General features: G+C 40.8%; 23 protein-coding genes. 3 read left to right on the top strand and 20 right to left on the bottom strand.

All coding sequences use genetic code 11. The features are described from left to right. Position 1: 1 nt before the first annotated feature. From dnaJ to hemW, 5 genes are all read right to left on the bottom strand, one after another. Positions 2-1,123, bottom strand: a complete 1,122-nt coding sequence (dnaJ, locus tag N1I80_RS13160; protein ID WP_340738320.1) for a molecular chaperone DnaJ — start codon at positions 1,121-1,123, stop codon at positions 2-4. 309 nt (positions 1,124-1,432) lie between these two features. Further along, positions 1,433-3,262, bottom strand: coding sequence for a molecular chaperone DnaK (gene dnaK, locus N1I80_RS13165; protein ID WP_340738321.1), 1,830 nt, complete (start codon positions 3,260-3,262; stop codon positions 1,433-1,435). Between the two features lie 214 nt (positions 3,263-3,476). Beyond that, positions 3,477-4,037, bottom strand: coding sequence for a nucleotide exchange factor GrpE (grpE, locus tag N1I80_RS13170; RefSeq protein ID WP_340738322.1), 561 nt, complete (start codon positions 4,035-4,037; stop codon positions 3,477-3,479). Further along, on the bottom strand, positions 4,034-5,089 hold the full coding sequence (gene hrcA / locus N1I80_RS13175) for a heat-inducible transcriptional repressor HrcA (RefSeq protein ID WP_340738323.1): 1,056 nt from the start codon (positions 5,087-5,089) through the stop codon (positions 4,034-4,036). The genes grpE and hrcA overlap by 4 nt, the downstream gene beginning before the upstream one ends. Before the next feature lie 123 nt (positions 5,090-5,212). After that, positions 5,213-6,346 (bottom strand): radical SAM family heme chaperone HemW, encoded by a 1,134-nt coding sequence (gene hemW / locus N1I80_RS13180; RefSeq protein WP_340738324.1) that lies wholly within the window; start codon positions 6,344-6,346, stop codon positions 5,213-5,215. A 536-nt stretch (positions 6,347-6,882) separates the two neighbouring features. Between hemW and N1I80_RS13185 the strand changes: the two genes are divergently transcribed. Beyond that, entirely contained in the window at positions 6,883-7,104 is a 222-nt protein-coding gene (locus N1I80_RS13185; RefSeq protein ID WP_340738325.1) for a YuzF family protein, read from the top strand. A 33-nt stretch (positions 7,105-7,137) separates the two neighbouring features. Continuing rightward, on the top strand, positions 7,138-8,031 hold the full coding sequence (locus N1I80_RS13190; protein ID WP_340738326.1) for a manganese catalase family protein: 894 nt from the start codon (positions 7,138-7,140) through the stop codon (positions 8,029-8,031). Positions 8,032-8,467: 436 nt separating this feature from the next. Here N1I80_RS13190 and N1I80_RS13195 read toward each other — a convergent pair whose 3' ends face one another. The 3 genes from N1I80_RS13195 to N1I80_RS13205 form a co-directional block, all read right to left on the bottom strand. Continuing rightward, entirely contained in the window at positions 8,468-8,710 is a 243-nt protein-coding gene (locus N1I80_RS13195) for a hypothetical protein (RefSeq protein ID WP_340738327.1), read from the bottom strand. A gap of 760 nt (positions 8,711-9,470) precedes the next feature. Next, entirely contained in the window at positions 9,471-10,961 is a 1,491-nt protein-coding gene (locus tag N1I80_RS13200; RefSeq protein ID WP_340738328.1) for a DNA/RNA helicase domain-containing protein, read from the bottom strand. Between the two features lie 486 nt (positions 10,962-11,447). After that, positions 11,448-12,053, bottom strand: a complete 606-nt coding sequence (locus tag N1I80_RS13205) for a hypothetical protein (protein ID WP_340738329.1) — start codon at positions 12,051-12,053, stop codon at positions 11,448-11,450. Between the two features lie 360 nt (positions 12,054-12,413). Between N1I80_RS13205 and N1I80_RS13210 the strand changes: the two genes are divergently transcribed. Continuing rightward, positions 12,414-13,193: an Ig-like domain-containing protein gene (locus N1I80_RS13210; protein WP_340738330.1), complete on the top strand. Its 780-nt coding sequence runs from the start codon at positions 12,414-12,416 to the stop codon at positions 13,191-13,193. A 45-nt stretch (positions 13,194-13,238) separates the two neighbouring features. On the opposite strand, the gene N1I80_RS13215 is transcribed toward N1I80_RS13210, so the two are convergent. From N1I80_RS13215 to N1I80_RS13270, 12 genes are all read right to left on the bottom strand, one after another. Further along, complete coding sequence (locus N1I80_RS13215) at positions 13,239-13,943, bottom strand: peptidoglycan recognition protein family protein (RefSeq protein ID WP_340738331.1); 705 nt, start codon at positions 13,941-13,943, stop codon at positions 13,239-13,241. A 1-nt stretch (position 13,944) separates the two neighbouring features. Continuing rightward, positions 13,945-14,211, bottom strand: a complete 267-nt coding sequence (locus N1I80_RS13220) for a holin (protein ID WP_340738332.1) — start codon at positions 14,209-14,211, stop codon at positions 13,945-13,947. Next, on the bottom strand, positions 14,208-14,438 hold the full coding sequence (locus tag N1I80_RS13225; protein WP_340738333.1) for a hypothetical protein: 231 nt from the start codon (positions 14,436-14,438) through the stop codon (positions 14,208-14,210). The genes N1I80_RS13220 and N1I80_RS13225 overlap by 4 nt, the downstream gene beginning before the upstream one ends. A 65-nt stretch (positions 14,439-14,503) precedes the next feature. Then, positions 14,504-14,959: a hypothetical protein gene (locus tag N1I80_RS13230; RefSeq protein ID WP_340738334.1), complete on the bottom strand. Its 456-nt coding sequence runs from the start codon at positions 14,957-14,959 to the stop codon at positions 14,504-14,506. A 517-nt stretch (positions 14,960-15,476) separates the two neighbouring features. Continuing rightward, positions 15,477-15,611, bottom strand: a complete 135-nt coding sequence (locus N1I80_RS13235; protein ID WP_340738335.1) for a hypothetical protein — start codon at positions 15,609-15,611, stop codon at positions 15,477-15,479. A gap of 50 nt (positions 15,612-15,661) precedes the next feature. Further along, positions 15,662-16,084 carry a hypothetical protein gene (locus tag N1I80_RS13240; protein WP_340738336.1) on the bottom strand — a complete coding sequence of 141 codons (423 nt, stop codon included), beginning with the start codon at positions 16,082-16,084 and terminating at the stop codon, positions 15,662-15,664. A 15-nt stretch (positions 16,085-16,099) separates the two neighbouring features. Then, positions 16,100-17,923, bottom strand: a complete 1,824-nt coding sequence (locus N1I80_RS13245) for a BppU family phage baseplate upper protein (RefSeq protein WP_340738337.1) — start codon at positions 17,921-17,923, stop codon at positions 16,100-16,102. Positions 17,924-17,936: 13 nt separating this feature from the next. Continuing rightward, positions 17,937-18,293 carry a hypothetical protein gene (locus tag N1I80_RS13250; protein ID WP_340738338.1) on the bottom strand — a complete coding sequence of 119 codons (357 nt, stop codon included), beginning with the start codon at positions 18,291-18,293 and terminating at the stop codon, positions 17,937-17,939. Between the two features lie 19 nt (positions 18,294-18,312). Next, entirely contained in the window at positions 18,313-20,478 is a 2,166-nt protein-coding gene (locus N1I80_RS13255; protein WP_340738339.1) for a hypothetical protein, read from the bottom strand. A gap of 9 nt (positions 20,479-20,487) precedes the next feature. Further along, positions 20,488-20,832, bottom strand: coding sequence for a DUF6711 family protein (locus N1I80_RS13260; RefSeq protein ID WP_340738340.1), 345 nt, complete (start codon positions 20,830-20,832; stop codon positions 20,488-20,490). A gap of 12 nt (positions 20,833-20,844) precedes the next feature. Continuing rightward, a complete protein-coding gene (locus N1I80_RS13265; RefSeq protein WP_340738341.1) occupies positions 20,845-23,859 on the bottom strand; it encodes a hypothetical protein in 3,015 nt (1,004 codons plus the stop codon). Next, complete coding sequence (locus N1I80_RS13270; protein WP_340738342.1) at positions 23,816-24,184, bottom strand: hypothetical protein; 369 nt, start codon at positions 24,182-24,184, stop codon at positions 23,816-23,818. The genes N1I80_RS13265 and N1I80_RS13270 overlap by 44 nt, the downstream gene beginning before the upstream one ends. Positions 24,185-24,228 lie beyond the last annotated feature (44 nt).

Here is a 24,228-nt window from a genome sequence, read left to right on the forward strand (position 1 = left end):
TTCAGTCGCCTTTGATAGTACGCTTGATTTTATCAAATAAAGAACTTGAATACTCTTCTGGTGTATTGCCGCTAATTGCTGCAAATTCACGCATCAATTCTTTTTGTTTTTCCGTCATTTTTTTAGGTGTTACAACTTTGACAACGACATGCTGATCTCCGATGCCACGACCATGAACGTTTTTAACGCCTTTACCTTTCAAGCGGAAACGCGTGCCTGTTTGTGTACCTGCTGGAATTTTCAAGTTGACATTGCCCTGCACAGTCGGCACTTCGATGTCATCACCCAGCGCGGCTTGTGGGTAGGATAAGCTCAATTCTAAATATATATCATCATCTTCACGGATGAATTTCTCATGTGATTTCACACGGAATACAATGTACAAGTCACCTGCAGGACCACCTTTATAACCCGGTTCCCCCTGCCCCGTTACACGAAGCTGTTGGCCATCATCGACGCCTTCAGGAATTGTTACTTTAATTTTCTTCCTTTTTGTTACTTTACCTGCACCATGGCATGTTGTACATTTCTCGGGGATAATTTTTCCTGTTCCCTGACAATGTGGACATGCCCTACGATTAACCATCTGACCAAGCGGTGTGTTTTGCGTGACACTAATTTGTCCAGAACCGCCACAATGGTTACATGTCTTAGGTGAAGTTCCTTTTTTAGCTCCAGAGCCCTCACAAGTATCACAGTTTTCTTCTTTTGGTATTTCAATTTCTGTTTCTTTACCAAAAACAGCTTCCATAAAATCAATCGTCATAGAGTACTGCAAATCATCGCCTTTTCTCGGCGCATTCGGATCACGACGTCGTGTATTGCCACCGAAAAATGTACTGAATATGTCTTCAAATCCGAAGCCATCTCCACCACCACTGCCGAAACCACCAAACCCTTGGTTAGGATCCGTATGGCCGAATTGATCATAATTTGCTTTTTTCGAATCGTCACTCAGTACTTCGTAAGCTTCTGTCGCTTCTTTAAACTTCTCTTCCGCGTCAGCTGCCTTGTTTAAGTCTGGGTGATACTTTTTAGAAAGCCCTCTGTACGCTTTTCTAATTTCATCTTTGGACGCTGATTTTGATAAACCTAACACGTCATAATAATCTCGTTTACTCATTTTTCACACTCCCGAAATACTTTTGCCTATCCTCTACTATACCACGTCATGCTCGCATTAAAAACGAAAAAGCCAAAGCCGGAATATCGGACTTTGACTTTTTCCGTCAATAAATCAATTACGCCTCGGCGTAATTGCGTCCGGATTTTGAATTGTGCAAGCACAATTAATTCCTTTCAAAATCCGTGACATCCGCCGGAGGCTTTATCTTTATTCAGCGAGACTTCGGACATCCATTAAATAGGTCGCAAAATCCTATCTATCCCGCCACCTGTAGAGATAAGAATTTTAGCTGAATAAAAATAAATCTTATTTTTTCTCTTCGTCGATAATTTCTTCGAAATCAGCATCGACTACGCCATCATCCTGTGGTTGACCCGCTTGATCAGCGTCGCCAGCATTTTCTGCTGCCGCTTGCTCATATAGTTTCATCGTCATTTGTTGAACGATTTCTTCTAATTTGTCTTTCTTCGCACGGATATCGTCAAAATCGCCAGCTTCAAGTGCAGCTTTCAATTCTTCCTTCGCTTCTTCCACGCTTGTTACTTCTTCTTCAGATACCTTACCTTCAAGGTCTTTCAATGTTTTTTCAGCCATGAAGACAAGTTGGTCCGCTTCGTTTTTCAAGTCTGCTTCTTCTTTACGCTTTTGGTCCGCTTCAGCATTTGCTTCCGCGTCTTTCACCATGCGTTCGATTTCATCGTCAGATAGACCTGAGCTTGCTTGAATTGTAATATCCTGCTCTTTTTGTGTTCCAAGGTCTTTCGCTTTAACTGTAACGATACCATTTTTATCGATATCAAATGTAACTTCGATTTGTGGCACTCCACGTGGTGCTGGTGGAATATCCGTCAATTGGAAGCGACCAAGTGTTTTGTTGTCAGCTGACATCGGACGTTCCCCTTGCAGTACATGGATATCTACTGCTGGTTGGTTATCCGCTGCTGTTGAGAACACTTGTGATTTGCTTGTTGGAATCGTTGTATTACGTTCGATCAATTTCGTAAATACGTTCCCCATCGTTTCAATACCTAATGACAAAGGTGTTACGTCAAGAAGAACTACGTCTGTAACGTCTCCGCTTAAGATTGAACCTTGAACAGCTGCCCCCATTGCAACAACTTCGTCTGGGTTTACGCCTTTATATGGCTCTTTGCCTGTTTCTTTTTGAATCGCTTCTTGAACAGCAGGGATACGTGTTGATCCACCGACAAGAATAACGCGGTCGATTTGTGATGCAGATAATCCAGCGTCCTTCATCGCTTGACGAGTCGGTACCATTGAACGCTCAACAAGTTGTGCAGTCAATTCGTCAAATTTCGCACGTGACAATGTCACTTCAAGGTGAAGTGGTCCTGCTTCGCCTGCTGTGATGAACGGTAGTGAGATTTGTGCAGATGTCACACCTGACAAGTCTTTTTTCGCTTTTTCTGCGCCATCTTTCAAACGTTGCATGGCCATTTTATCTTTTGATAAATCAATGCCGTTTTCTTTACGGAATTCTTCCACTAGGTAGCCAATGATAACATCGTCGAAATCATCTCCACCAAGTTTGTTGTCCCCGGCAGTTGCAAGCACTTGGAACACACCGTCGCCTAACTCAAGGATAGACACGTCAAATGTACCACCACCAAGGTCATAGACAAGAATTGTTTGGTCTTCATCTGTTTTATCAAGACCGTAAGCAAGTGCTGCTGCAGTTGGCTCGTTAATGATACGCTCGACTTCAAGACCTGCAATTTTACCAGCATCTTGTGTCGCTTGACGCTGTGCATCACTGAAGTAAGCTGGAACTGTAATAACTGCTTTTGTAACAGGCTCGCCAAGATACTCTTCCGCATAGCCTTTCATATATTGAAGAATCATTGCAGAAACTTCTTGTGGTGTATATTCTTTATCATCCACTTTTACTTTATAATCTGACCCCATATGACGTTTAACAGACATGATTGTGTTCGGGTTTGTAATCGATTGACGCTTCGCTACTTCCCCAACTTGTTTTTCGCCATTTTTGAATGCCACAACAGATGGCGTTGTGCGGTTACCTTCTGGATTCGGAATTACTTTCGGCTCTCCGCCTTCATACACGGACACTACTGAGTTTGTTGTTCCTAAGTCAATACCAATAATTTTGCTCATAATCAAATTCCTCCTAGAAATAATGTTACTTAATCAATTACGCCCCGGCGTAATTGCGTCCAGATTTTGAATTGTGCCCGCAGGAAGCGGGTATGCAGTCGTTGCGACAGGACGTCGCGAAATTAGACTGCCTGCAGTTAACTCCTTTCAAAATCTGTGACATCCGCCGGAGGCTTTTACAAGGAGAAATTGAACTTCATTTCTCCTTGTAAAATTATTCGTTTACTTTAACCATTGAAGGTCGAAGGACACGATCTTTCAACAAATACCCTTTTTGCATTTCTTCCAGAATAACGCCTGAAGGTTTTGTATCATCTGCACCTGTCATAATTGCTTGATGGAAATTCGGATCGAACTCCTGATCAAGCGTCTCAATTTCAACAAGACCCTCTGTTTCAAGTGCAGTGACAAGCGTACGATAAATCATTTCCATACCCGTCATAATCGACTGAGCTTCTTCCGTCTTCGCCTCAACAGAGAGTGCGCGCGCAAAGTTATCAAGCACAGGTAGTAGGTTCGTCACGACGTTCTGCGCACGATACTTCTGTAACGCCTCTTGGTCAAGTGACGCTCTTCTTTTAAAGTTATCGTAATCGGCAAGCAACCGAAGTCGCTTGTTCTCTTCTTCCTGCAATTTCACTGTTAGTTCTTCAATGACACTGTCTGCGTTGTTTTCAACTTCGATAGCTTCTTCAATCACGTTGTCCTCACCCGCAGCCTCAACTTCCTCTACCACCAATTCATCTTCTACAACTTCATTTTTAACCTCTGTCAATGTTTGTTCCCTCCTGCTGTTCCGCCACCGATTGTCAGCCTGGCTAGTTCCCTAGACAAATCACCGCTCATCAGATCAAGCAATGTGATGACCCGCGCATAATCCATTCGTTTAGGTCCAATGATAGCAATAGAGCCTGTCATGTTGTCTCCAGCCGAATAGGTTGCTGTAATCACGCTGTAATCTTCCATCGCATTCTGATTATTTTCAGAACCAATGCGCACATGAATCCCTGCCAGCCCTTCTTGGAAGAACTTCATAGCAGGGGCTCCTTTGTCCATCATTTCGAAAAATGTCTTCATCTTCTCAATGTCATTGAATTCAGGCTGCTTCATCATATTCATTTTACCACCGAAATACAGGCGGTCTTCTGGTTCGATTGCAATTGCCCGTTGAAACGAGGTATACAAGTCACCCGTATGATGAATATGGCGTTCCAACACCGTTTTCGTTTCCTGCACCAACATCCTTTGGAGATGCGCGAGCGGCGTACCGACAAGTCGCTCATTTAGGATATTGACCATTTTTTCGATATCAGATGCTGTAAAGCCTTCCGGTACATTGAACAATCTGTTCTCCACACGCCCATTATCCATAACAATGATGGCAACAGCCGTTTTATCATCTAATGGAACAATTGAAAAACGTTTCACCGTGTGCAATGACGTATCAGGCCCGAGAAGAATCGACGTGTAATTCGTCAAGTCAGAAAGAATCGTTGCCGATTTGCGAATTAGCTCCTCCGTCTCTACAACCTTATCCCGAAAAATAGAACGCAATTGAACGCTATCTTCAGTTTTCAGCTTTTCTGGTGTCAACAAATGGTCAACATAAAATCGATATCCTTTTTCGGATGGTACTCTGCCAGACGACGTGTGAGTCTTTTCAAGATAGCCCATCTCTTCCAAATCAGCCATTTCATTCCGTATTGTCGCTGGACTAAACGGGGCCTCCGGTTTTTTCGATAGCTGTCTCGATCCGACAGGTTGTGCGGATTCGATGAAATCGTCAACCGTCAGTTGCAATATAAGCAATTGTCTGTTCGTCAACATCATCATCACTCCTAAAAGCACAAGGCCACACTATGCGCCTTGTTAGCACTCTATAACTTCGAGTGCTAATACTACTGATAATTTAACAAATCCAACTCAAAGTGTCAACGAATTGACTCATTATCATGTGAGAAATTGCTGGAACACATCATTTCCTCTGTAAACACCACGGCGTGTTAACTTAACCGCATCATCCAATCGCTCGACAAGTCCATCTGCCATAAGCGATTGTAAAGTTTCTCCGTACACGTCTTCCAATGACTTCCCAAATTTCTTTTGGAATAAAGAAACGGATACACCACTTGACTTGCGCAGTCCAAGAAACATTTCCTCTTCCATCGCCTCTATTTCCGTCACAACATGTGTCTGTTGCACAGGTCTTTCCCCCGCCTTTGTCTTGTCCATATATTTTGTAAGTGGTCCGATGTTTGAATAGCGGATGCCATCTATATACCCATGTGCACCTGCCCCAACACCTGCATAGCCATCATTTTCCCAATAAATAAGGTTATGGATTGATTCGTGGCCTGGAACTGCGAAATTACTAATTTCATAGCGCATATGGCCGTGCTTTTCCATTTGCTCAATGAGCATCGTAAACATTTTCGTTTCGATATCTTCACCAGGTAGCGGCAGTTTGCCTTTATTCATTAAATTATAAAAAACTGTTTTTGGTTCAATGATGAGCGAGTACCCTGAGTAATGAGGCAACTCAAGTGCAACCGCCTGATCGAGCGTATCTTGCCATTGCTTAATGGTCTGATCTGGCAGGCCGTAAATCAAATCGATACTAATATTATCGAAGCCTGCCTTGCGCGCCTCTTCAACAACACGTGCAGCATCGTCTGGACCGTGCGTTCTACCGATTCGCGTCAACAAGTCTGCATCAAAGGATTGAACCCCTATGCTTAGCCTGTCCACACCACCATTTTTTAGCACAGTCAACTTGCCATACGTCAATTCATCTGGATTCGCTTCCGTCGAAAATTCTTTTAATGAGGCGACATCGACATAGTCGTGAATAATTGCCAGCAATCGATCCAATTGCTGCTCAGATAATGATGTCGGAGTGCCTCCACCTAAAAAGACCGTTTCCAGCTCTTTAAATGAAATCCCTTGTTGGCGCATAATTGAAAGTTCCTGCCCAATGGATTCAATGTACGCATCCACAGGCTGATTTTTGAAAAATACTTTATTAAAATCACAATAGTGACAAATCTGATGACAAAACGGGATGTGAATATACATACCTCTCATTTAATTGTTGTCCCCTTCTCTTAACGGCAAAAAGAGGGCTTGAATGCCCTCTTTTAATTTAATCGTTTACTGTTGTCTATGTTCAGAACCATTATAGAGTATCATACAGTATTATGGCGCAGCGTACAAACATTGAGGTCATATTATGGGTTCATACTTTTCTTTGTTATCAAGCTATTACATGGAGGATTCGCGTCTAGGGATGACAGTTTTATCATCTTTAATTTCTATGCTGATTTTCACAACAGGGGTTTACCATCCCTTCTTTTTCACACAGGATCCAGATCAGCAATTCTCGTAGATAAAGAAATAATATAATCACCTCACACTACTAACTATAAGGAAGCAATTATTCCCCTGTTTAAAATGTCAAATTTAAGTAAAAATAGAGAGTTTTTCATGAATGTGAAGGATAAAGTGCAGAAAGGTCGCTTTCACTTTTAATTTACTAATAATGATATATGCAAGTTCTCATAATCATAAAGTTTTGCTTTTCCCCATATACTAGGTCGATTCTGAAGAAAGGTGGGAAAAGCTTGAATGGACAACAATCGCAAGTCAAAATGGTAAGTGCATTTGACCCTTACTTCTATCAAACTTTACTAAGTTTCAGGTCAAAACATATCGTTATTCACACGTCCAAAAATCCGTTACAAGGTTTACTAGTCACAGTCACGCCTGATCATGTTGTAGTTGAAGTGAGCGGCACACCATTTTATGTTCGAATCCAAGAAATCGTATGGGTTACACTTGCATGATTTCAACAAATCAAAATGAAGGGAGTGAATCAATTGATTAAACGCGTAAATAAATTACCAATCGATCTTCCAATTCCAGAATACGGGGATGCTAACGCCGCTGCTGCGGTTCAAGAGCTACTGGGTGGAAAGTTTGGAGAAATGTCGACGTTGAATAATTATATGTACCAATCATTTAATTTTAGGCAGAAAGGCAAGCTCAAGCCTTTTTATGATTTAGTTGCAAGTATTACGGCAGAGGAGTTCGGCCATGTCGAGCTCGTTTCTAACACGATAAATATAGTCAATAAAGGTACGTCATTTACGGCAGCTCCTGACTTAACACCTTTACAAGACGCTACAAACAAACGTAATACGTATGCCTTCATAGCCACTGCACAAACTTCAATGCCCGGAGACTCCATGGGAAATCCATGGCGTGGAGACTATGTGTTCTCCAGCGGAAATTTAGTACTCGACCTACTGCATAACTTCTTTCTTGAATGCGGAGCAAGAACGCATAAAATGCGGGTGTACGGAATGACTGACCACCCGACAGCAAGAGAAATGATTGGTTATTTGCTCGTTCGAGGAGGTACACATATACTCGCCTATGCAAAAGCGATAGAAATGGCAACAGGCACTGATTTAACAAAAATGCTACCCATCCCTAATTTAGATAATCGTGCCTTTGATACTGCAAGAAAATATGAAGATCTAGGGTACGGTAATGTATTGTTTACCTGGAATGATGATGGAGAATACAAGGATATACGCCAGATTTGGAAAGGCACCAATCCTAGTAGTGGTGAACAGCTTGTTGTAAAAGAAGGCATGCCACAGGGCTATACCATTCCTGATCTTGAAGATATTCCTGAAGAATTCGCTCCTGGTATCGGCAGAGATGAATATGAGCAAATTGCTCGACGGTTGTTGTCTAATATATAATCGACTACGCATCATTTGATTTCAGCTAAAAACTTTTTTCACATGCATGTTTAACTTAACTCAGTAAATGTTTTTGTTCTAAAAATACAGTGGCTGGACGAATGCAATTACGGAGATCAATCAGCAGGAACTCCAAACTCCCCACTGATTAGGGGGACTCAGACTAAATGTGCCACTTCCCGTGACAACGTCTGAGTATCTCTCTCCGAAAGTGGGTTTCTGGCCGGCTTATCGCGGGAGGCATCCCCGAGGAAGGATGTAGTTCAATCCTTCCCTAACGCCAAGCGATTTTAGTAGGATCCTTTAGTTCAACATATATCAATTCTATTTTAACTTGTCATCCATTCGTCATCGCACTCTCTTTTCTCTCGATTTGCGGGTAAATAAAAAGAACGCCCGGATAGACGCTCCTCTGTTAATCGCTGAATGCAGGGCATTATTTATTTTTTATATAGCCCATGCCTTGCGTTGTTATTGCTAAAACTAGATTGGCTGACCCTTGCCCGCTATCCACGGCATAGTTTTGTTCGATAAGGTACTCAATCGCTAGTTTGCTATTTACGTCAGCATTTACCATTGCTTTCGGTAATGTATAACTTCCTCCATTATTAGCAAAATGAAACTCATACAGGCTTTGTAACAGTCTATCCGATAGTTGGTTTATTTCTTCGTTAGTCATGATTAATCCTCTCCTTAGTCATTAATATACAACAAACGAAGAAGGAATTCTTTATTTGTGCTTATGGCATCTAATAGTCCGAGTGTTCCAAAAAAGCAACCGTACATCTATCCCTTTCCTCTGGCTTACTTAATACAGTGTCGCTAGCACCTTAGACTTACTGCCGTATTACAAATAATTATTATTCAAAAAAACACCGCATTTGGCTCATGAAAAATAAGCCGAAATGCGGTGCATATTATACAGTCCAAAATTACACTTGCTGGATGTAGAAACACAAACCTTCTACCTACAACGTTTATTCCTCATCCATCCGCAATACCGCCATAAAGGCTTCTTGCTCGATAGATGTATTAAATTACATCATACAGTATTGCGGTGTAACGTACAAACGTTGAGGTGATGCGGGTTTATGTGGTTGATTATTATTGAATTGTAACAAGGTTTATTTGTGTGAATTAGGGTTTATTTGCGTCGCTCGGGTGCAAAATGGGGGCGAGATACTATTTTAATGAAGGAACAGCCATCTACTCAAATGAGTCGGTGGCTGTTCCTTTTCTGTAAAGATTGTTCAGTTCATCCGCTTGTTGAGTTCTGGGTGTTCATCATTATTATCACTTCTAACGTTGATATACCTGGTAAGTGGATAAGAAACTCCGTGACGAAAAACAGAAGTGATGAGATTATTTTCATCTGCCAGAATCGTATTATTTCGATTACTCTGCGATTTTTTCGAATTAAATATCGAGAGACATATTAATTATTGATTTAACACTTTTACTGCTCGTTGCGCTAAAACTTTGTTATTAATAATAACGAGAGTGAGTTTTTCTTTGGTTCTCGTTGCCAACTGATAAAACATTCGCACAACATCGTAATATGAACTACATGTTGCATATAATTTTCCCTGAGCATCATAATCAACATAATCTCCTAATGTCAAAACCACATGATCAAATTCTTGACCAATAGCTTCATGAGCGTTCAATTTTGACTGGATATTATTATAACGTTGATATTTCCTTTGAGTTATTAGATCGTCAGTAAAACTTAAAATCGTAGCTTTCCCTTTTGAAGAATCTACTAATTCCTCTATATAGCTATTAGCTGTATAGATTTCATTAAAATATAAGACTTCAATGAAATCCCTAAATTCATAATTAGAAGTATGATTGTGCTGACCATCAAATATCTTCTTTATAAAGAGATTAATTTCTTTATTACTCCTAATTTTCCCTGTAAGTACTCTGTTTATAACTTCTGAATTTAATCCTAGTATTTTATTTGCTATATCACTTGTTTTTTCATTAAGATGCAAGTATTGCTCTGGATCATAAGAAAAATATATTTTTATTTTATTTTCTCTAGCATAATCTGTTATAATTTCGAATTGGTACCCCGTGAGTCTTTGCGCCTCATCAATAAAAATAGCTTTTATCTCTGTTGTCAAAGATCCACTATAATTTTTTATAGGAATTATACTCCAACCAGATTGTATTAAATTATAATGGCCTATGTTTAATTGAGCACAATGAATAATAAGGATAGAATCTCCTCTATCTTTATAATCTTTAGCTATATCGTATAAAAATAGCGTTTTTCCTGTTCCTGCTTCTCCTTTAATGGCCTTAAATAATTTACTACTTTTCTCAAACTCCACTTTAAATCTTTGCTGTAAATCATTTAAAAAATACTCGTTTCTTACAAATTTTTCTGTATCATTAAATACTGAAACCAAATACTGTTTCGGTTTAAAGATTTCATTTATATCTTCCTCTTCCATATAGCTTACCCGGTTTCCTTCTAACCACTGGACAAATCCTTCGAAATCTATTATGTCTAATCGATTTTCTTCAGCGATATATTGATAAATAGAATTACTGGATTTTACATATGTGAAAGTCAAAACTTCTCTTCCTGTACTCCTTAGATAATAGTTATTTTCTTTAAGTTGCATTTTTATTTTTTCTTCAGTACTGGTTTCTTTTAATTCAATATTAATAATGATATCACTTGCCACTTTTAAAATATCAAATTGTTTGGATATTTGAGGTATACTATAATCATACAAATAATCATTAAAGACATTTATCTCACTATAACTCTTTAGTATTTCCTCAACAAAACTACTTAATGTATCTAACTCTCTAATATTAGGTTTTATATCATTCAAATAGTTTCCAGCCAAGCCTTCTTTATACATCCAATTTAAAGTTAATAAGTTTATTTTTTTAACCTTAACAATGATCACTCCTAAGCTCCAATAAATATATATACTATTTGATTATTCGTTTTTTAATGTTGTTTCAACATCTTTTGCACAAATGACTGGGTAAGTCCTTCTTTCTCATTTATTAAAGGTGCAAGTAAATGATTTTTAACATCTTCATATTGAATATCATGTTGCAAGTATGAATACATATAATAAAATAGGTCAGTGTGTGATAATTACGGTCAGAATACTTCAAGTTCTATACGGCTATACCTTTATCATCTCGCTGTTCTATCGAATATGTTTCACTTGCTTTACAAAAAGCATCGACCGTCAATTCACCCCCTGTACATTCTATCGTTCGACAAATTCTTTAGAAATCCTTCTAGTTTCACAAAATAAAAAAGGCGACCGTCCAATAAGGATGCGTCGCCGTTTTACGTTCGTATGTAAAGTTAAATGAATGAGGACGTAATGACACAGCTGAATGCCGTTACCAATCGCTGTCCTCTGGTTGCTCCGAGACTATAAACTTTGATTATTTTTCGAGATTTCACTAGAGATAACGTCGTAATCCCTAATAAAACATGAGAATAATTCTATATTTTCTTTTATTTGCTTTCTGGTATCTATGTTATAGTTATTTTCCAATCCTTCTAAGTTTTTTTCAATCTCGTTCTTCAAATACCCTCCCTCAGATTCATTACTAACAGTACCTAATTGAAATTCTAAGTTAGCTATGTACTGTCTGGTATTGAAATAATTATCATTCGCATTTTCTAGGTCACAAATTAAATCATTTATCTGTTCCCTAACGCGATAAACTACATATATTTGATCACCAATAATTTTATCTAATGAGAAATCACTTAACAGCTTTTCAATCACTTTTATTCCAGCTATTCTATACTTTAGGTTAACGCTACTCTCGTCGAAATCCTCTTTCTCCATAGCTTGTAGATAAGCTAATACCCTCTGGCAAGACTCTTTCGTAATCTTTTCTACTTGTTTTTCGTATTGTCTTTGATTCTTTGCATCTTTATTGTTTGTACCAATCACCGAAATGAGTGCTCCAAATATTGCAGCTAACAAAGTAGCAACAATTGTCAATATAGTTTCGATATCACTCAAAATTCTACACCCTCTTCCCTCCACACATCCTCTTAGTCTTACCTCAATGTGTCACAATCTAATTTTCATTATATCCATTTGTGGTACAAACGCAAAAAAAGGCGACCGCTCAAAAAACAAATGATGAGTAGCCGACTTTTATCGTTAAGAGCCATATGGCCATTAGTAGAACGCATCAAAATCAACGTTCGTTATGTGGTCAACAGCATCTTATATAATTTTCAAGCTAAACCCCAAGCGCTTGGGAATATCAAACGGAAAACAGATGGCCGATTACAATTGTCTGTTTTTTACCGACACATAGCCAATTGTATCTATTTATCGTAAGATGGAACTATCAGAAAATTAGGAGGTTGCATTTTGAAGAAAATTTACAGTTTAATTTTGTCCATCGTATTATTGTTCACTTTGAATTTACCAATCACTAACGCTGCAAGTGATGCTACTCCCCCCGTTATTGAAGAAGTGAAGATTTTAACTCCAGTTGTTAAGCCTGGTGGTAAAGTGAAGATCCAGATTAAAGTTTCTGATGATGTCTCTGGCACGAAAAACGTCTCATTCTTATTTTATTCACCGAATAAAAACAATCACATTAGCGCATTTTTGTATATCAATGAATATGAAGAATTGTCGAATACCTATATTTTTGAAAGCGAAGAACTCAGTCGTTATGCTGAATTTGGAGATTGGAATTTAGCAATGATTAAAGCAACTGATTATGCAGGGAATGAAAAAGGCATGCATAGTCATATTGACATTGAATTCATGAAGGACCTATACTTCACAGTCGATTCAAACGCTCCCGACGAAGATATAGACGTCAATGATGGTTTTACGGCATGGGAATCTAAAGATAACGTAGACTTAAATAAAGAGTTTACAATATCATTTAATGCCGATATTGATATATCAACGATTCTTGAGAAAAACATATACGTTAAAGATCAGACTGGCAACAGCGTACCCTTGTTGTTTATTATCGATAGAGATACAAATTTACAAGCAAGCAGTGTTACAATTACACCCGTGGGTTCGTATAGGCCAGGTAGCACCTACACTTTATATGTAAAAGACATCATATCTAGGTCTGGTAAAGTTTTGAATGAGAATGTAAAAATGAAATTTTCTACGATAAAATGAAAAAAGGCGACTTACTCATAATTTCTGGGTAAGTCACCTTTTGGGTTACTTTGTACGTGCTACATAACTAATCAGTAAGTCGGTGGCTTGTCCACGGGTCATGGTATCAACCTTAGATGTGTGGTCGACACTAAACACTTTCTCATTATGTGCACGCTTTAGCAATGCTCGCATATCATCTTTTTGAGTTTGTGGTAATTGTTCCGCCATTTCGTCAACCTCCCTTTCATCCTCCGCAATCTGCTGTAGAGGGTTGCTTAATTCAGCAAGACGTTCGGCTATCCTATCCTTAACTGATTGAGTTCGCCCTTCGTCAATAATTCGATGAGGACATTTCTTACCTGACCAATCCCTATGCCATTTCACGCGGTCTATTCCCCATCCGTATTGCTTGAGCACATGAGCTACATACTCAACTGTATTTTCTTCTGCAGCAATGTACTTCGGACCGCCGGACTTCGAATAGCAGATTTCGATACCTATAGATTTCCGGTTTCCATTCCCCTTACCGCCATCTCCTGCGTGAAAGGCATTTCGATTGAAAGGAATAGCTTGGATAGCTTGTTTGTCGTCGATTGCTACATGATAGCCAACCACTGTCGTGTTTCGCGTCATATAAGCAATCTCGTTAGCAGCTGTAGCGTCGTTATACGTATTGTGGATGGTGATATATTCCGGAACCATTGTATATGGTGCTTTCAATGGATGAAGTGACGTCGGGATATAGCTATTAACGATGGTATAAGCCATATCACTTCATGTCCTTTGTGCTACCCTCATATTTATTGCCAAGTTCAAATAACCCAGTAGCCGATAACCCCGCCAAGCCACCTGCCCACAGCCTCAATACCAAATCCAAATCCGTAAACGGTGACGCCGCAAAGCCAATAAAAATACCCACCGCGAATGCGATGAGTGGAATGCGATTCTTTTTAATTGTGGCAGACCGTTTAATAAGTTCTACCATCGCTAAAATGATTGGCGCTAAGATTGTCGCGAAAATTAATACATTTGTCATAGATTTTCATCCTCTCTTCTATAAATAACTTTTTCCATTCTATCCATACGACCTTCCATAGATTGCAAAGCTGTGGCTGTCCGCTCTTGTGAGATATTCGACCGCTCCAAGTGCATCATTAACTTGTCCTCGCGCGCCTTTGACGTCCGCATATTCCACGCGACAATTGCGATACAACAAACAGCCCATACCGCTTGCGACATCGCGATATCTTGTATTACATCCATTCCGCACCTCCCGTTTTTATTTTTGGGTAAAGAAAAAGAACGCCCGGTATTTCGGACGTTCCTCATCAACTCTTATTATTTCTATAATTATCTATATGTTTTTCGATATCAACTATCATTTTGTTGAAAAGCTCTACTAGCTTGTCATTATTTCTTCTACCTATTTCTCCGAATATATCCGTCGAGGTAATAATAATATCTATTCCACGAACGAATATGGATATGTCCTGATCAAGCAAGTGGAATTTCGAATAAAGAATTGGTCTAAATTTCTCTCGATAGGCTTCTAAATCAAATTCAGCATGATCTCCGGCGTCCGTCAACATCTGGACTTCTCCTTCAAGTTTTAATATTTCGTTATAAACAAGAATACGTTCAATATTTTCTGCTTTTTTATCACGTCGAATTTCGTTCTTGATTTGCTTATTCAAAGTAGCGTTTTGTGTGAAATATGTTGAAATGTGTCCGACTAAGACACCAGATAACGCTATAATCGCCGCTAATAATACTGTCCAATCCATTGAATCCACTCCCTTTACATCCACCATTCGACAAAAGTGGAGGGAATCCTTCATTTCTTGTTATGACACATAAATGTCCTAATTTTTCTTGCTTTTACTTAAGAACAATAAAAAATCATCATATTAAAATGATGATTTGGTTTGCTGATAACCTTGGTTTCCTATGTGAACCGTTTTACCAATTAAACTAACCCCTCGGAAGCCGCAAAGATTATCAGCAGTGTAGGAATAGTAAACATTGTAATTACAATCATCTCCTTAGTATCTTTAGAAAAGGATTCCCATGATTTCGTCATAGCGATGGATATAAGATTGGCAATAAGAATCCCAAATATCCAATATTCGCTACTCAGAGCAATGTTTATAGATTTGGCGAGAGGTACGGGACTCGAACCCATATCTGCGGCATACTTATTAAAAGTATTGCTATTAGTAGTGTAGGAATTTCTATTAACAAAGTCAAGATACTAATCGTTTAATTTTTCCAATAAAGAAATAACGCTAGCTTATGCTGCGTTTACTCGCCATCAGCCAAAAACCCAAGCCCGCTATCGACCAAAATCTCCTTAACACCTGGTTGAAGTGTAGAAGGAACCTCGACCCAATCCGTCTTACCCAGAATCACACGTTGTGCAAAAAACATCGCCATCATAGTATCACCTCCCTCCAATTGTAAAAGCAGCCATAACAAAAAGCGGGTAATCATTGATAGACCTGTATCGCCATTTCGGCAACAACGTCCTCGATGAAATCCGCTCTATCAGATAATGCGTTATTTTGTGCTTTTAGTAATTGATTTTCTTGTTCTAATGACGCAACCTTTTCGGACAACGGCGCTTCATAAATAGGTGGCGCTTCCGGTTCGTTTGGATCCGGATAAGAAAACTCCAGTTTCTTTGTTTCGGGATTCACTCGATAGCCGTCGCATTCCGCGAAGTCTTGTGATAAAAAGCCATAGGGCAGCTCTACTACATCGTAACTATCAGTACTTCTTTCAGACAAAGATTTATAAATATATCTATCTTGCACAACTGTTGTCGGTACTACAGCACCTTGACGTTCTCTAGTATCAATAATGACATTTCCAGTCGTTAGGTCATAGTAAATTCGTCTACCAATTTGCATTGACTACCATCCTTTCTATTCGACCGCAAACCAAATCACTGAGGTACTTGATACTGATGCACTCGAATTAAATTCAATTGTAACGCTATTGTCATCGACGCTATAAGCGTATGCATTACTACCGCCGTAAACGCACACTGTTGCATTTTCTAGCGTGTTTTCTCCTGAGTAAAACCCGAAATTAGAGCCCGAGGTAGCTTGTAATTTAAAAACAAAAACGGATGGTTTAAAAGCAAGACCGTTGACGGTTATCGACCTTCGAAGAACGTTAGTCTGTACTATACTCACACTACCTTTGGCAGTCAGTGACGAGCTACTAATTAGCCCAATCGCATCCGCCAACACCTGAAACGCATCGCTACCGCTTGCTGTACTACCCTTGTCAGTAATTGCGGTAGCTATTAATCCTTTACCATTACTGACATTTGTAAAAAGTTCGTTTACTGCAGCTACAATATTCGATTTAGCCGACGTCACCAGCCCGCTCAAAGTACCGACGTTGTTACGCACATATGCCGTTGTTGCAAGTTTAGTGCTGTTGTCTGTTGCCGCAGGTGTCGGTGCGGTTGGCGTGCCCGTAAAAGCGGGACTGGCTGTTGGTGCTTTACCATTCCATGCTGTTCGCTCCGCCGCCGTGACGTGCCGCGCGCTATCATCAATGTGGCTGTTAATTATTGTATCCATGCTCTGCAATTCGACCTTTGTAGCAAAAAGAGATACGTCGGCATCATCTCCGTCTTTCCCTGGTTCACCCTTTTCGCCGCGCGGACCTTCTGGCCCCTCGATACCTTGTTCGCCCTTCTCACCTTGAATCCCTTGCTCTCCTTTATCGCCTTTAGGACCCCTGAATGGTCCAGCGTCAAACCACGCATTTCCTTCCCAGACAAACAAGTTTAGTCCGATGATATAACCATCACCCAGCTCTCCTACTGAAGGTAAATTATCAACCGAGGGCAATGTTCCGCGAAGGCTTAAGCCAGCACCGGTATCCCCTTTATCACCCTGCTCTCCTTTTGGACCAATATCTCCCTGCACCCCTTGGTCGCCCTGCAAACCTTGAATACCCTGTTCCCCAGTATCTCCTTTATCCCCTTTTACGCCTTGGATACCCTGCTCACCTTGTTCACCGGTTATCCCTTGTAAACCTTGCTCACCTTGGATTCCTTGGTCCCCCTTCAGACCTTGTAACCCTCGCTCTCCTGTATCGCCTTTTACACCTTGGATACCCTGCTCACCTTGTGGACCCCGCGCCCCTGTATCACCCTTGTCAACAAGTTTGGTCCAAGTATTTGTATCAGTAGGGGATATTCCTTGGGCGTCCTTTCGAGCAATGAAACCTGATCCATTGAAGCGGACGATATTATTCTTTTTATATTTCACGGTTGGCGAGTAATCCCCCACGGATTCCAGATTGCGCACACCATCAATTATGCCAGGGCCGTCCTTTAACAATTGACTAATGATATCCCATTGAGGCACGGTTTCAACAGCTTCATTCCTGTCAATGCTTGTTTCGACGGTGATTAAAAGGGTTCTTGTGGTTGTCTGTTTTCCACTTGTAACGATTGTAAATTCAACCTTCACCTTACCGCCAAGACTTAAGATATTGTTATCTAAAGTCGCGATGGCGTTCCCACTTTTAATAACGCACGTCTTTTGGATGACGGTGTTATCTTCTAATTCAAAAAACGCTAGGACGACTTCATTTGTTAAATTTATCTTTTCGTTGTCTTGGTACAACTCAACCTCAAGCGTATCGCCATTGTCATATTGCTTGTATACGACAGGCTCTATTGATCTAACTAATACTAAGTCGGATACTATGTTATATTGCCTCATGATTAGCCTCCATTCATTTAACCTTCGGCTCCGCAAGTCTTACCATATCGAAGTTATGTCGCTGGATGATGATATCACCAATCAATAAAAACTCATCGCGCGAGCTGTTAACGTAATCAGATACCGCCTTGTTATCGTAATCTATAATATCCGTTTGATAGACACCACCATCCATCGTGTGCAACTCATACGCCCCCACCAACTCGCTCGCCGGAACAATCGTCTTAAAGTTACTTTTACGCAGCACCATTCCCGCAAGTGGTAGTGTCAGCAATTCAGCACTATTCAATTGATGAATAAAATCAATTACTGCTGGACCTCCTTCAATATCGATGCTAAAACCTCTATTTGTAATAATTGTATAATCCATAATTATTTCCTCCTTCTTTTTATTTAACATCCACATATCCAACTTGATATCCATTTTGATCTATATATAGCCTTCCGGATGCTGCGCTGTATCTAACGGTTGTCGCACCTCCGCCACCTAGGCCGGTAACATTTGCTCCTGAAAAATCTACGCCACCGGTAAACTCAGTAAATGCACCTCTTGAGCTGATACCACTGTTAATTTGCAACCAACCGCCGGACGTCTGCATTATTTGGGTACCACCAAAATAGATACCAGTGTAATTACCTTGCCCCCGTAAATACAGCCCCGCTCCGATACTTGCTGAATCATAAATATCGATTTGGCCAGTTGTAATCCTCCCTAAATTCCCGCTGATATCGGACAGCACACTCACAGCCCCATACAGGTTTATCTTGGACGCAATAATTTCAACGTAATAAGGTGTCTGATTTATCATAGAAACTACCCGTTCGCCGGTAAAATCTGAAAGGCTGACCTTGCTACTTATTTCACCGGCAACCGCATTCACAGTGAATTCTGCTGTGGACACCCTTGAACCAAGCGCATCCACTGTAGTTGCATCAGCTTTAATTGATACTTCGCCTGCGAGTTGTGTAATGCTTGAACTAGCTGTTGAGATTCTCCCATCTAATTCCGTAACCTTCGTATTCACTTCGGAACGAATAGAGTTAGCCGTCTGTGTAATACTGGAATTTGCATCGCTAATCTTTCCGTTTAGCTCAGTAACTTTTGTATTTACTTCCGAGCGGATAGAAGTTGCAGTCTGTGTGATGCTTGAATTAGTAGCAGTTATTTTCCCGTTCAGTTCTGTTACTTTTGAGTTAACCTCTGATCGAATTTGTGTCGCTGTCTGCGTGATACTTGATGACAGAGATGATAAAGAACCATCAATCCTTTTTACTTCGCTAGTTACTTCTGACCGAATCTGAGTAGCTGTTTGACTAATTAATGACTTATTCTGAGCGATACCATCAGATAACTTAACATTCATGGCACTGACTTCAGAACGAATTTCATCAGCGGTGAGCGAGATGCGTGAATACGCCTCAACAATATCACCATCAAGGCGCTCCACTTCTAGCCGGATTTCACTACCGAGGTTTTTGATCGACGCCCTGGTCTTACGTACTGAATCTGTAACAGAACCTTGCGTCTGATAATCAATCTGCATTTGCGTCTTGGCGTTTGTTTCGATGTCGCACTTCAGACCATTAGCAAAATTGAAATTCTGTTTGGCTATGAAGCTTCTATAGGTCTCCCCTGCTTTATAGCTAACATCGATCATGTCGCCTGGGGCCGTTAAGACGTTCCCTTGCCAAGTTGCTGTAAATGGTTTAAAACGGAAGCTCTTCACTCGATTGTAGATATTAGTGAGCAGGTTCCCTTTTTCGTTAAAGGTGAAGATGTTGTCTTTAATTTCGAGGATGCTTGTACCTTCGCCGATATCCTCTATAATTCCCTCATTGTTAATGACAACGTAATCAATCGGGCCGTATTCATACTCGCTCAAATTCATTGCATAGTAATTGGACTTATCGATGGTGACGCCTGACTCTGACAGGGTGACTATTTCTAGTTGGTTATCCCTGTTCACCCTGGCGAAACCACACGCAAGCTCAGATACATACTCAAGCGCCATTCTAAGTGTGACACCGTCAAGGTCAGGCGCATTGCTGACCATATAATCGTCATTTACAAATGAGGTAGTCTTTAACGGCACCCCAGCCAATGTACAGATTTCTTGAAGTATCTGTTTCAAAGTTGTGGGGTAAGTCAAGCTAGTCACATAAGGCTGTTCAAACAGAATCATCTTGTCGAATCCGGATAATTGGATGGTGCTCTTTTCTTTTGACGCTTGATCGACTAAAAAATAACCCATCGAAACATATTCGAAGGGTTGGTGGAACTTATCTAGCATCGCGCCTATTTCAACATGGACCTCTTTGCCTTCGAAGCTTTTGGCAGTTAGACTGTCATCCATATTTAATAGAGTTAAGTCAATCGTGGCAGCAGTCGCGCTGCCGAACTTAAAATCTTCACCGGTAAGGATACTTTCCTCGATGTTACAAGATTGGATTTCTGACCACCCGCTGTATTCTTTTCCGTCGATTGTAGCGCGGATACGGAGTTCTCGATTTTGTTGTGCTATCGCTTTTTTAAACAGATCGGACGCCTCGTACATTTATTTCACCTACTTTTCAATGAAGTTGAACGAAATATCTTTCCACACTGGAGTTCCGTCAACAAACGAATACATTGGGGTTGTTCTGTCACCTACGTAAAATGTCTTAGTCTCAAATTGCCCTGTCAATGGATCCGGATACTTCACAAAGAAATAGACGTTATTAATAACTTGCAAAACCGTAGACAATTCATGAGGCGATAAGTGATTCCATTTCAACTCAATTTTTCGTTTAGTAGCAATCCGATCAATCAACATATCTCCCTGGGCGTTTCGTTCGGCATTACTTAAATCCATAATTCCAACTTGAAAACCGGAAGGGGTTGGAATCGGGATATTGTTAATTTCCAACATACAAACCCCACCTTAAATATCTAGTAATAGTTTCCCGGATACTCGTTGTGCTCTATTTATCCCTTTAGCAGATGCGCGCCCCAATTCAATTCCATCTAGCGTTATGACAATATCGCCACTAACGTCTCCTGATTGTTGACCGACATTGGACATCTGCAAAGCTGCCATTACAGCAGTGCCCAGAGCACTCGCTAACTTGTCTACGAAGGGTGTGTTTTCAAGAGGTACAACCATTTCTTTCCCTGCTTCTCCAGCAATGAAATTACCAAAGTTTGTAGCGCCGTCTACGATGCCGCCACGGGCTAGTTTAGGAATTTTCGGCACGGGAATCGGGTTAATATTGATATCAACGCCTGGAACAGCATTAATCAACTTAACCGCACCTTCAATGACCCTGTTAATATTGTTCATGACCAGCCCTATTGCCAAATTCAAGACGTCAATCGTTACATTCAGGACGCCCTTAAAAATTCCGGAAATCATGGTGACAATCCCCTCAAACACAGAAACAAGACCTTTCCAGACCCTGCTCCAATCATTGGTAAAAATCCCGGCTAAAAAGTCGATTAGACCGCCAAAAACTTGCAGTAGACCTTTTATGATTTCTACAATTCTACCTACGTTACTACCGACTAATCCTGCAACAAATTCGAAAACTGTTTTAAATATCGGACTAAGTTTGTCTACTAAATAACTCACGATTGGAAGGATAAACTTGTTCAGAATGTCTAGCGCTGCATTCACCAATTTCATGACAAATTCGCCTGTTTCTTTAACAAGGCCCTTCAGATGCTTGTCCCATAGATCGGATAGCATCTTTAAAAACGGTTCAATAATTGGCTTAAGAATCTTATCCCAGAGTTGCTGGAATAAATCTTTAATATTCTTAAGCAGTTCAGACAAGTTCTTTAATAAATCCTTCCCGTGTTTGTCCCACAAATTCATGACGATTTTCAACGTATCTGTTACGATTTTCTTGATTAAATCAAAAACGGGTTCAATTACAGTTTTGTATATATCATTCATTAGATTCGCTAGCCACTCGAATGCGCTCGCTGTTTCCTCAAACGCAAACACCAGAATGTCCGTGAATATTGGCACCAAAGTATCGATTATCGCACCTGAAATCGGAATAACGAACTCGTTCAAAATATAATCTACGAACGGTTTGATAGTTCCATCTAGAAGCGTCTGTAGCGCCCCGCCAATTCGTGGCACGAAATCCATAAAGGCGTTCGTGATTTGCTCCAGTGCCGGCAATATTACTGTGGCTGTTAGATTGTTTAATGTTTCTGTCGCATTTGCGAATGTTTTTGCGAATAACTCCAGCGCAAATACCAGTACATCGGCGAATATTGGAACAAAAACACGGGTAAGCATGGCTGATACAGGGATGATGAACTCGTTTATTAAGAACTCTACTAACGGCTTAATCGTGCCATCTAGTAGGCTTTGAAGAGATTCTGCAACAGAAACACTCATGTCCATCCAAGCTAGCTTGATTTCTTCTAGCGCGGGAAGCCAAATATCATTCCATAGCGCAACTGTCATCCCTACAACATTCTGCATTGCTTCCGATAGTGTCGCCATACTCCATACAGCTACATCAGCAAAAACAGGCGCAAAATCCTTTACAAAGCCTGTAACGACGGATGGGATGAAGTCAAATAAAATATACCCTGCCGCGGGTTTTAAAAATTGGTCAAGAAGCATCAGGAGGGAACTACCAATCTCTGCGAATGACTGTTTGATAGGTGCAACCGCATCACGCAATGGTTGGATTGCAGGACCGATACCGCTGAAAGCCTCGACAAAAAGTGAACCGAAGTCTTTCGCTCCGCCCCACATGTCTTTAAATATCTCTTTCACTTTGTCTGCCATCTCTTGGATGTGCTTTGGAATTAAATCGGTATCCAATTCGTCCATGTCGAATTCCGGCAAATCAATACCACCGTCAATTCTGCCTGCACCCTCCTTGCCCCCGGAACCTCCGCCCCCATTTGCTGCTGAATCGGCTAGTGAGTTAATTTCATCAAAGCCTGCCACGGATCGCCTTGCTTCAGCTGCCGCTTTCTTGACCTTCTTACCTGCTTTTTCAGCGGAATCACCATAAGAATCCTGAGCCGCCGCACCACCTCCGACAGCTGTATTAGCTTTTTTCTGGGATGATGACACACCAAACATTGCTTGCATGAAAAACTTGATATAAGCCGTTACTTTTGATAACCAATTTGCTAGTTTTTGCAATACAGGCAGAACAAAATTAGCAATCGGCATGAAGGCCTCTCCGATATTAACCTGGATATCTCCAAGTGTTTTATTCAAAAAAGCTAGCCTACCAGCGAAAGTATCAGCATACTTGGCCGCATCCCCTACTTGGAAACGGGTTTCATTCATAATCCCGTTAACTTCCGCCGTGATTTTCTCGGCATCCGTCAGGTTCTTAGTCGTTTTTCCGATGGACTTCGCATAGTCTTCCCACATCTTTGCAACGTTTTTTGTAACACCAGCATTATCAACTAGAATAGAGTTTTCATTTTTCAAACCCTCGGTTGCCGTTTCAACAGCATCCCCAAGCGTCAGTCCTGACTGGCGTCCAAACGCTGCCGAATCTTTTAATCTTTCCATTGTCTGCTGAATTTGCTCATCGTTATAGCCGCGAGCTGCCAAGTTTTTGTATGCATTAATGGCATTAGTCAGCGGTATGAGACCATCATCTATATATTCATTGATGTAGCCTTTAGCCTTGCCGAACGAACGCCCTTGACCTTCGACGATGGACTGCAACCCGAGGAACGCACCTTCAAGGTCACTGGCCGCCGCGATGGCGTCTTTGACATATTTACCGATGCCTAACGTTGCCAACGCCACAGCGACGCCTTTGAATGCTTTTTTCATAATATCTGTAGAGTTTCTGACAACTCTATCCATCCCACGTAACTCGTTATTCACACGGGCAAGTTCACGTCTTAAACCTGATGTTTCAGTCGTTATTAAAATTTGCAGTTCTTCCAGCGTCATCGCCACGGCGTTCACCTCGTTTCCGCTTTTCGGCTTCGTTTGCCGCGTAGGCTTCTATACGAGCCTTCATGATTTGCCAGTGCTGTTGCTGCATCTTCTCCTTGGCCGCTTTTTGTTCTAAGTCTGGGAAAAAGCCTGGATAGGCTTCGTGAACTTCTAAACCTTCCCGTTTGCTTTGGAACATCTGACTTACAAGAAACGCTATTTGGTTACCTTGGTGAAAAGCTATAACGGACTGAGTGCGCATTTCAGATTCTCGTTTTTTGTTGTATGCCGCTATGCCTGCTAAAATTTCTGCGTAGGTCATATCCCAATAAAAAACTGCATCCACGCCGCATTCGCACGCGATTGGATACAGTTTTTCGTAGAGTTCTG

Origin of the sequence: Sporosarcina sp. FSL K6-3457 (assembly GCF_038007285.1) — a bacterium.
GTDB lineage: Bacteria > Bacillota > Bacilli > Bacillales_A > Planococcaceae > Sporosarcina.

Excerpts from the sequence above, each read along its gene's own strand:
- N1I80_RS13255 (WP_340738339.1), bottom strand. The coding sequence starts at position 20,478 with ATGTACGAGGCGTCCGATCTGTTTAAAAAAGCGATAGCACAACAAAAT.
- N1I80_RS13260 (WP_340738340.1), bottom strand. The coding sequence starts at position 20,832 with ATGTTGGAAATTAACAATATCCCGATTCCAACCCCTTCCGGTTTTCAA.
- N1I80_RS13235 (WP_340738335.1), bottom strand. The coding sequence starts at position 15,611 with ATGATGGCGATGTTTTTTGCACAACGTGTGATTCTGGGTAAGACGGAT.
- N1I80_RS13225 (WP_340738333.1), bottom strand. The coding sequence starts at position 14,438 with ATGGATGTAATACAAGATATCGCGATGTCGCAAGCGGTATGGGCTGTT.
- dnaJ (WP_340738320.1), bottom strand. The coding sequence starts at position 1,123 with ATGAGTAAACGAGATTATTATGACGTGTTAGGTTTATCAAAATCAGCG.
- N1I80_RS13195 (WP_340738327.1), bottom strand. The coding sequence starts at position 8,710 with ATGACTAACGAAGAAATAAACCAACTATCGGATAGACTGTTACAAAGC.
- N1I80_RS13230 (WP_340738334.1), bottom strand. The coding sequence starts at position 14,959 with ATGGATTGGACAGTATTATTAGCGGCGATTATAGCGTTATCTGGTGTC.
- hrcA (WP_340738323.1), bottom strand. The coding sequence starts at position 5,089 with ATGTTGACGAACAGACAATTGCTTATATTGCAACTGACGGTTGACGAT.
- N1I80_RS13220 (WP_340738332.1), bottom strand. The coding sequence starts at position 14,211 with ATGACAAATGTATTAATTTTCGCGACAATCTTAGCGCCAATCATTTTA.
- hemW (WP_340738324.1), bottom strand. The coding sequence starts at position 6,346 with ATGAGAGGTATGTATATTCACATCCCGTTTTGTCATCAGATTTGTCAC.
- N1I80_RS13245 (WP_340738337.1), bottom strand. The coding sequence starts at position 17,923 with ATGAGGCAATATAACATAGTATCCGACTTAGTATTAGTTAGATCAATA.
- N1I80_RS13240 (WP_340738336.1), bottom strand. The coding sequence starts at position 16,084 with ATGCAAATTGGTAGACGAATTTACTATGACCTAACGACTGGAAATGTC.
- N1I80_RS13250 (WP_340738338.1), bottom strand. The coding sequence starts at position 18,293 with ATGGATTATACAATTATTACAAATAGAGGTTTTAGCATCGATATTGAA.
- dnaK (WP_340738321.1), bottom strand. The coding sequence starts at position 3,262 with ATGAGCAAAATTATTGGTATTGACTTAGGAACAACAAACTCAGTAGTG.
- N1I80_RS13215 (WP_340738331.1), bottom strand. The coding sequence starts at position 13,943 with ATGGCTTATACCATCGTTAATAGCTATATCCCGACGTCACTTCATCCA.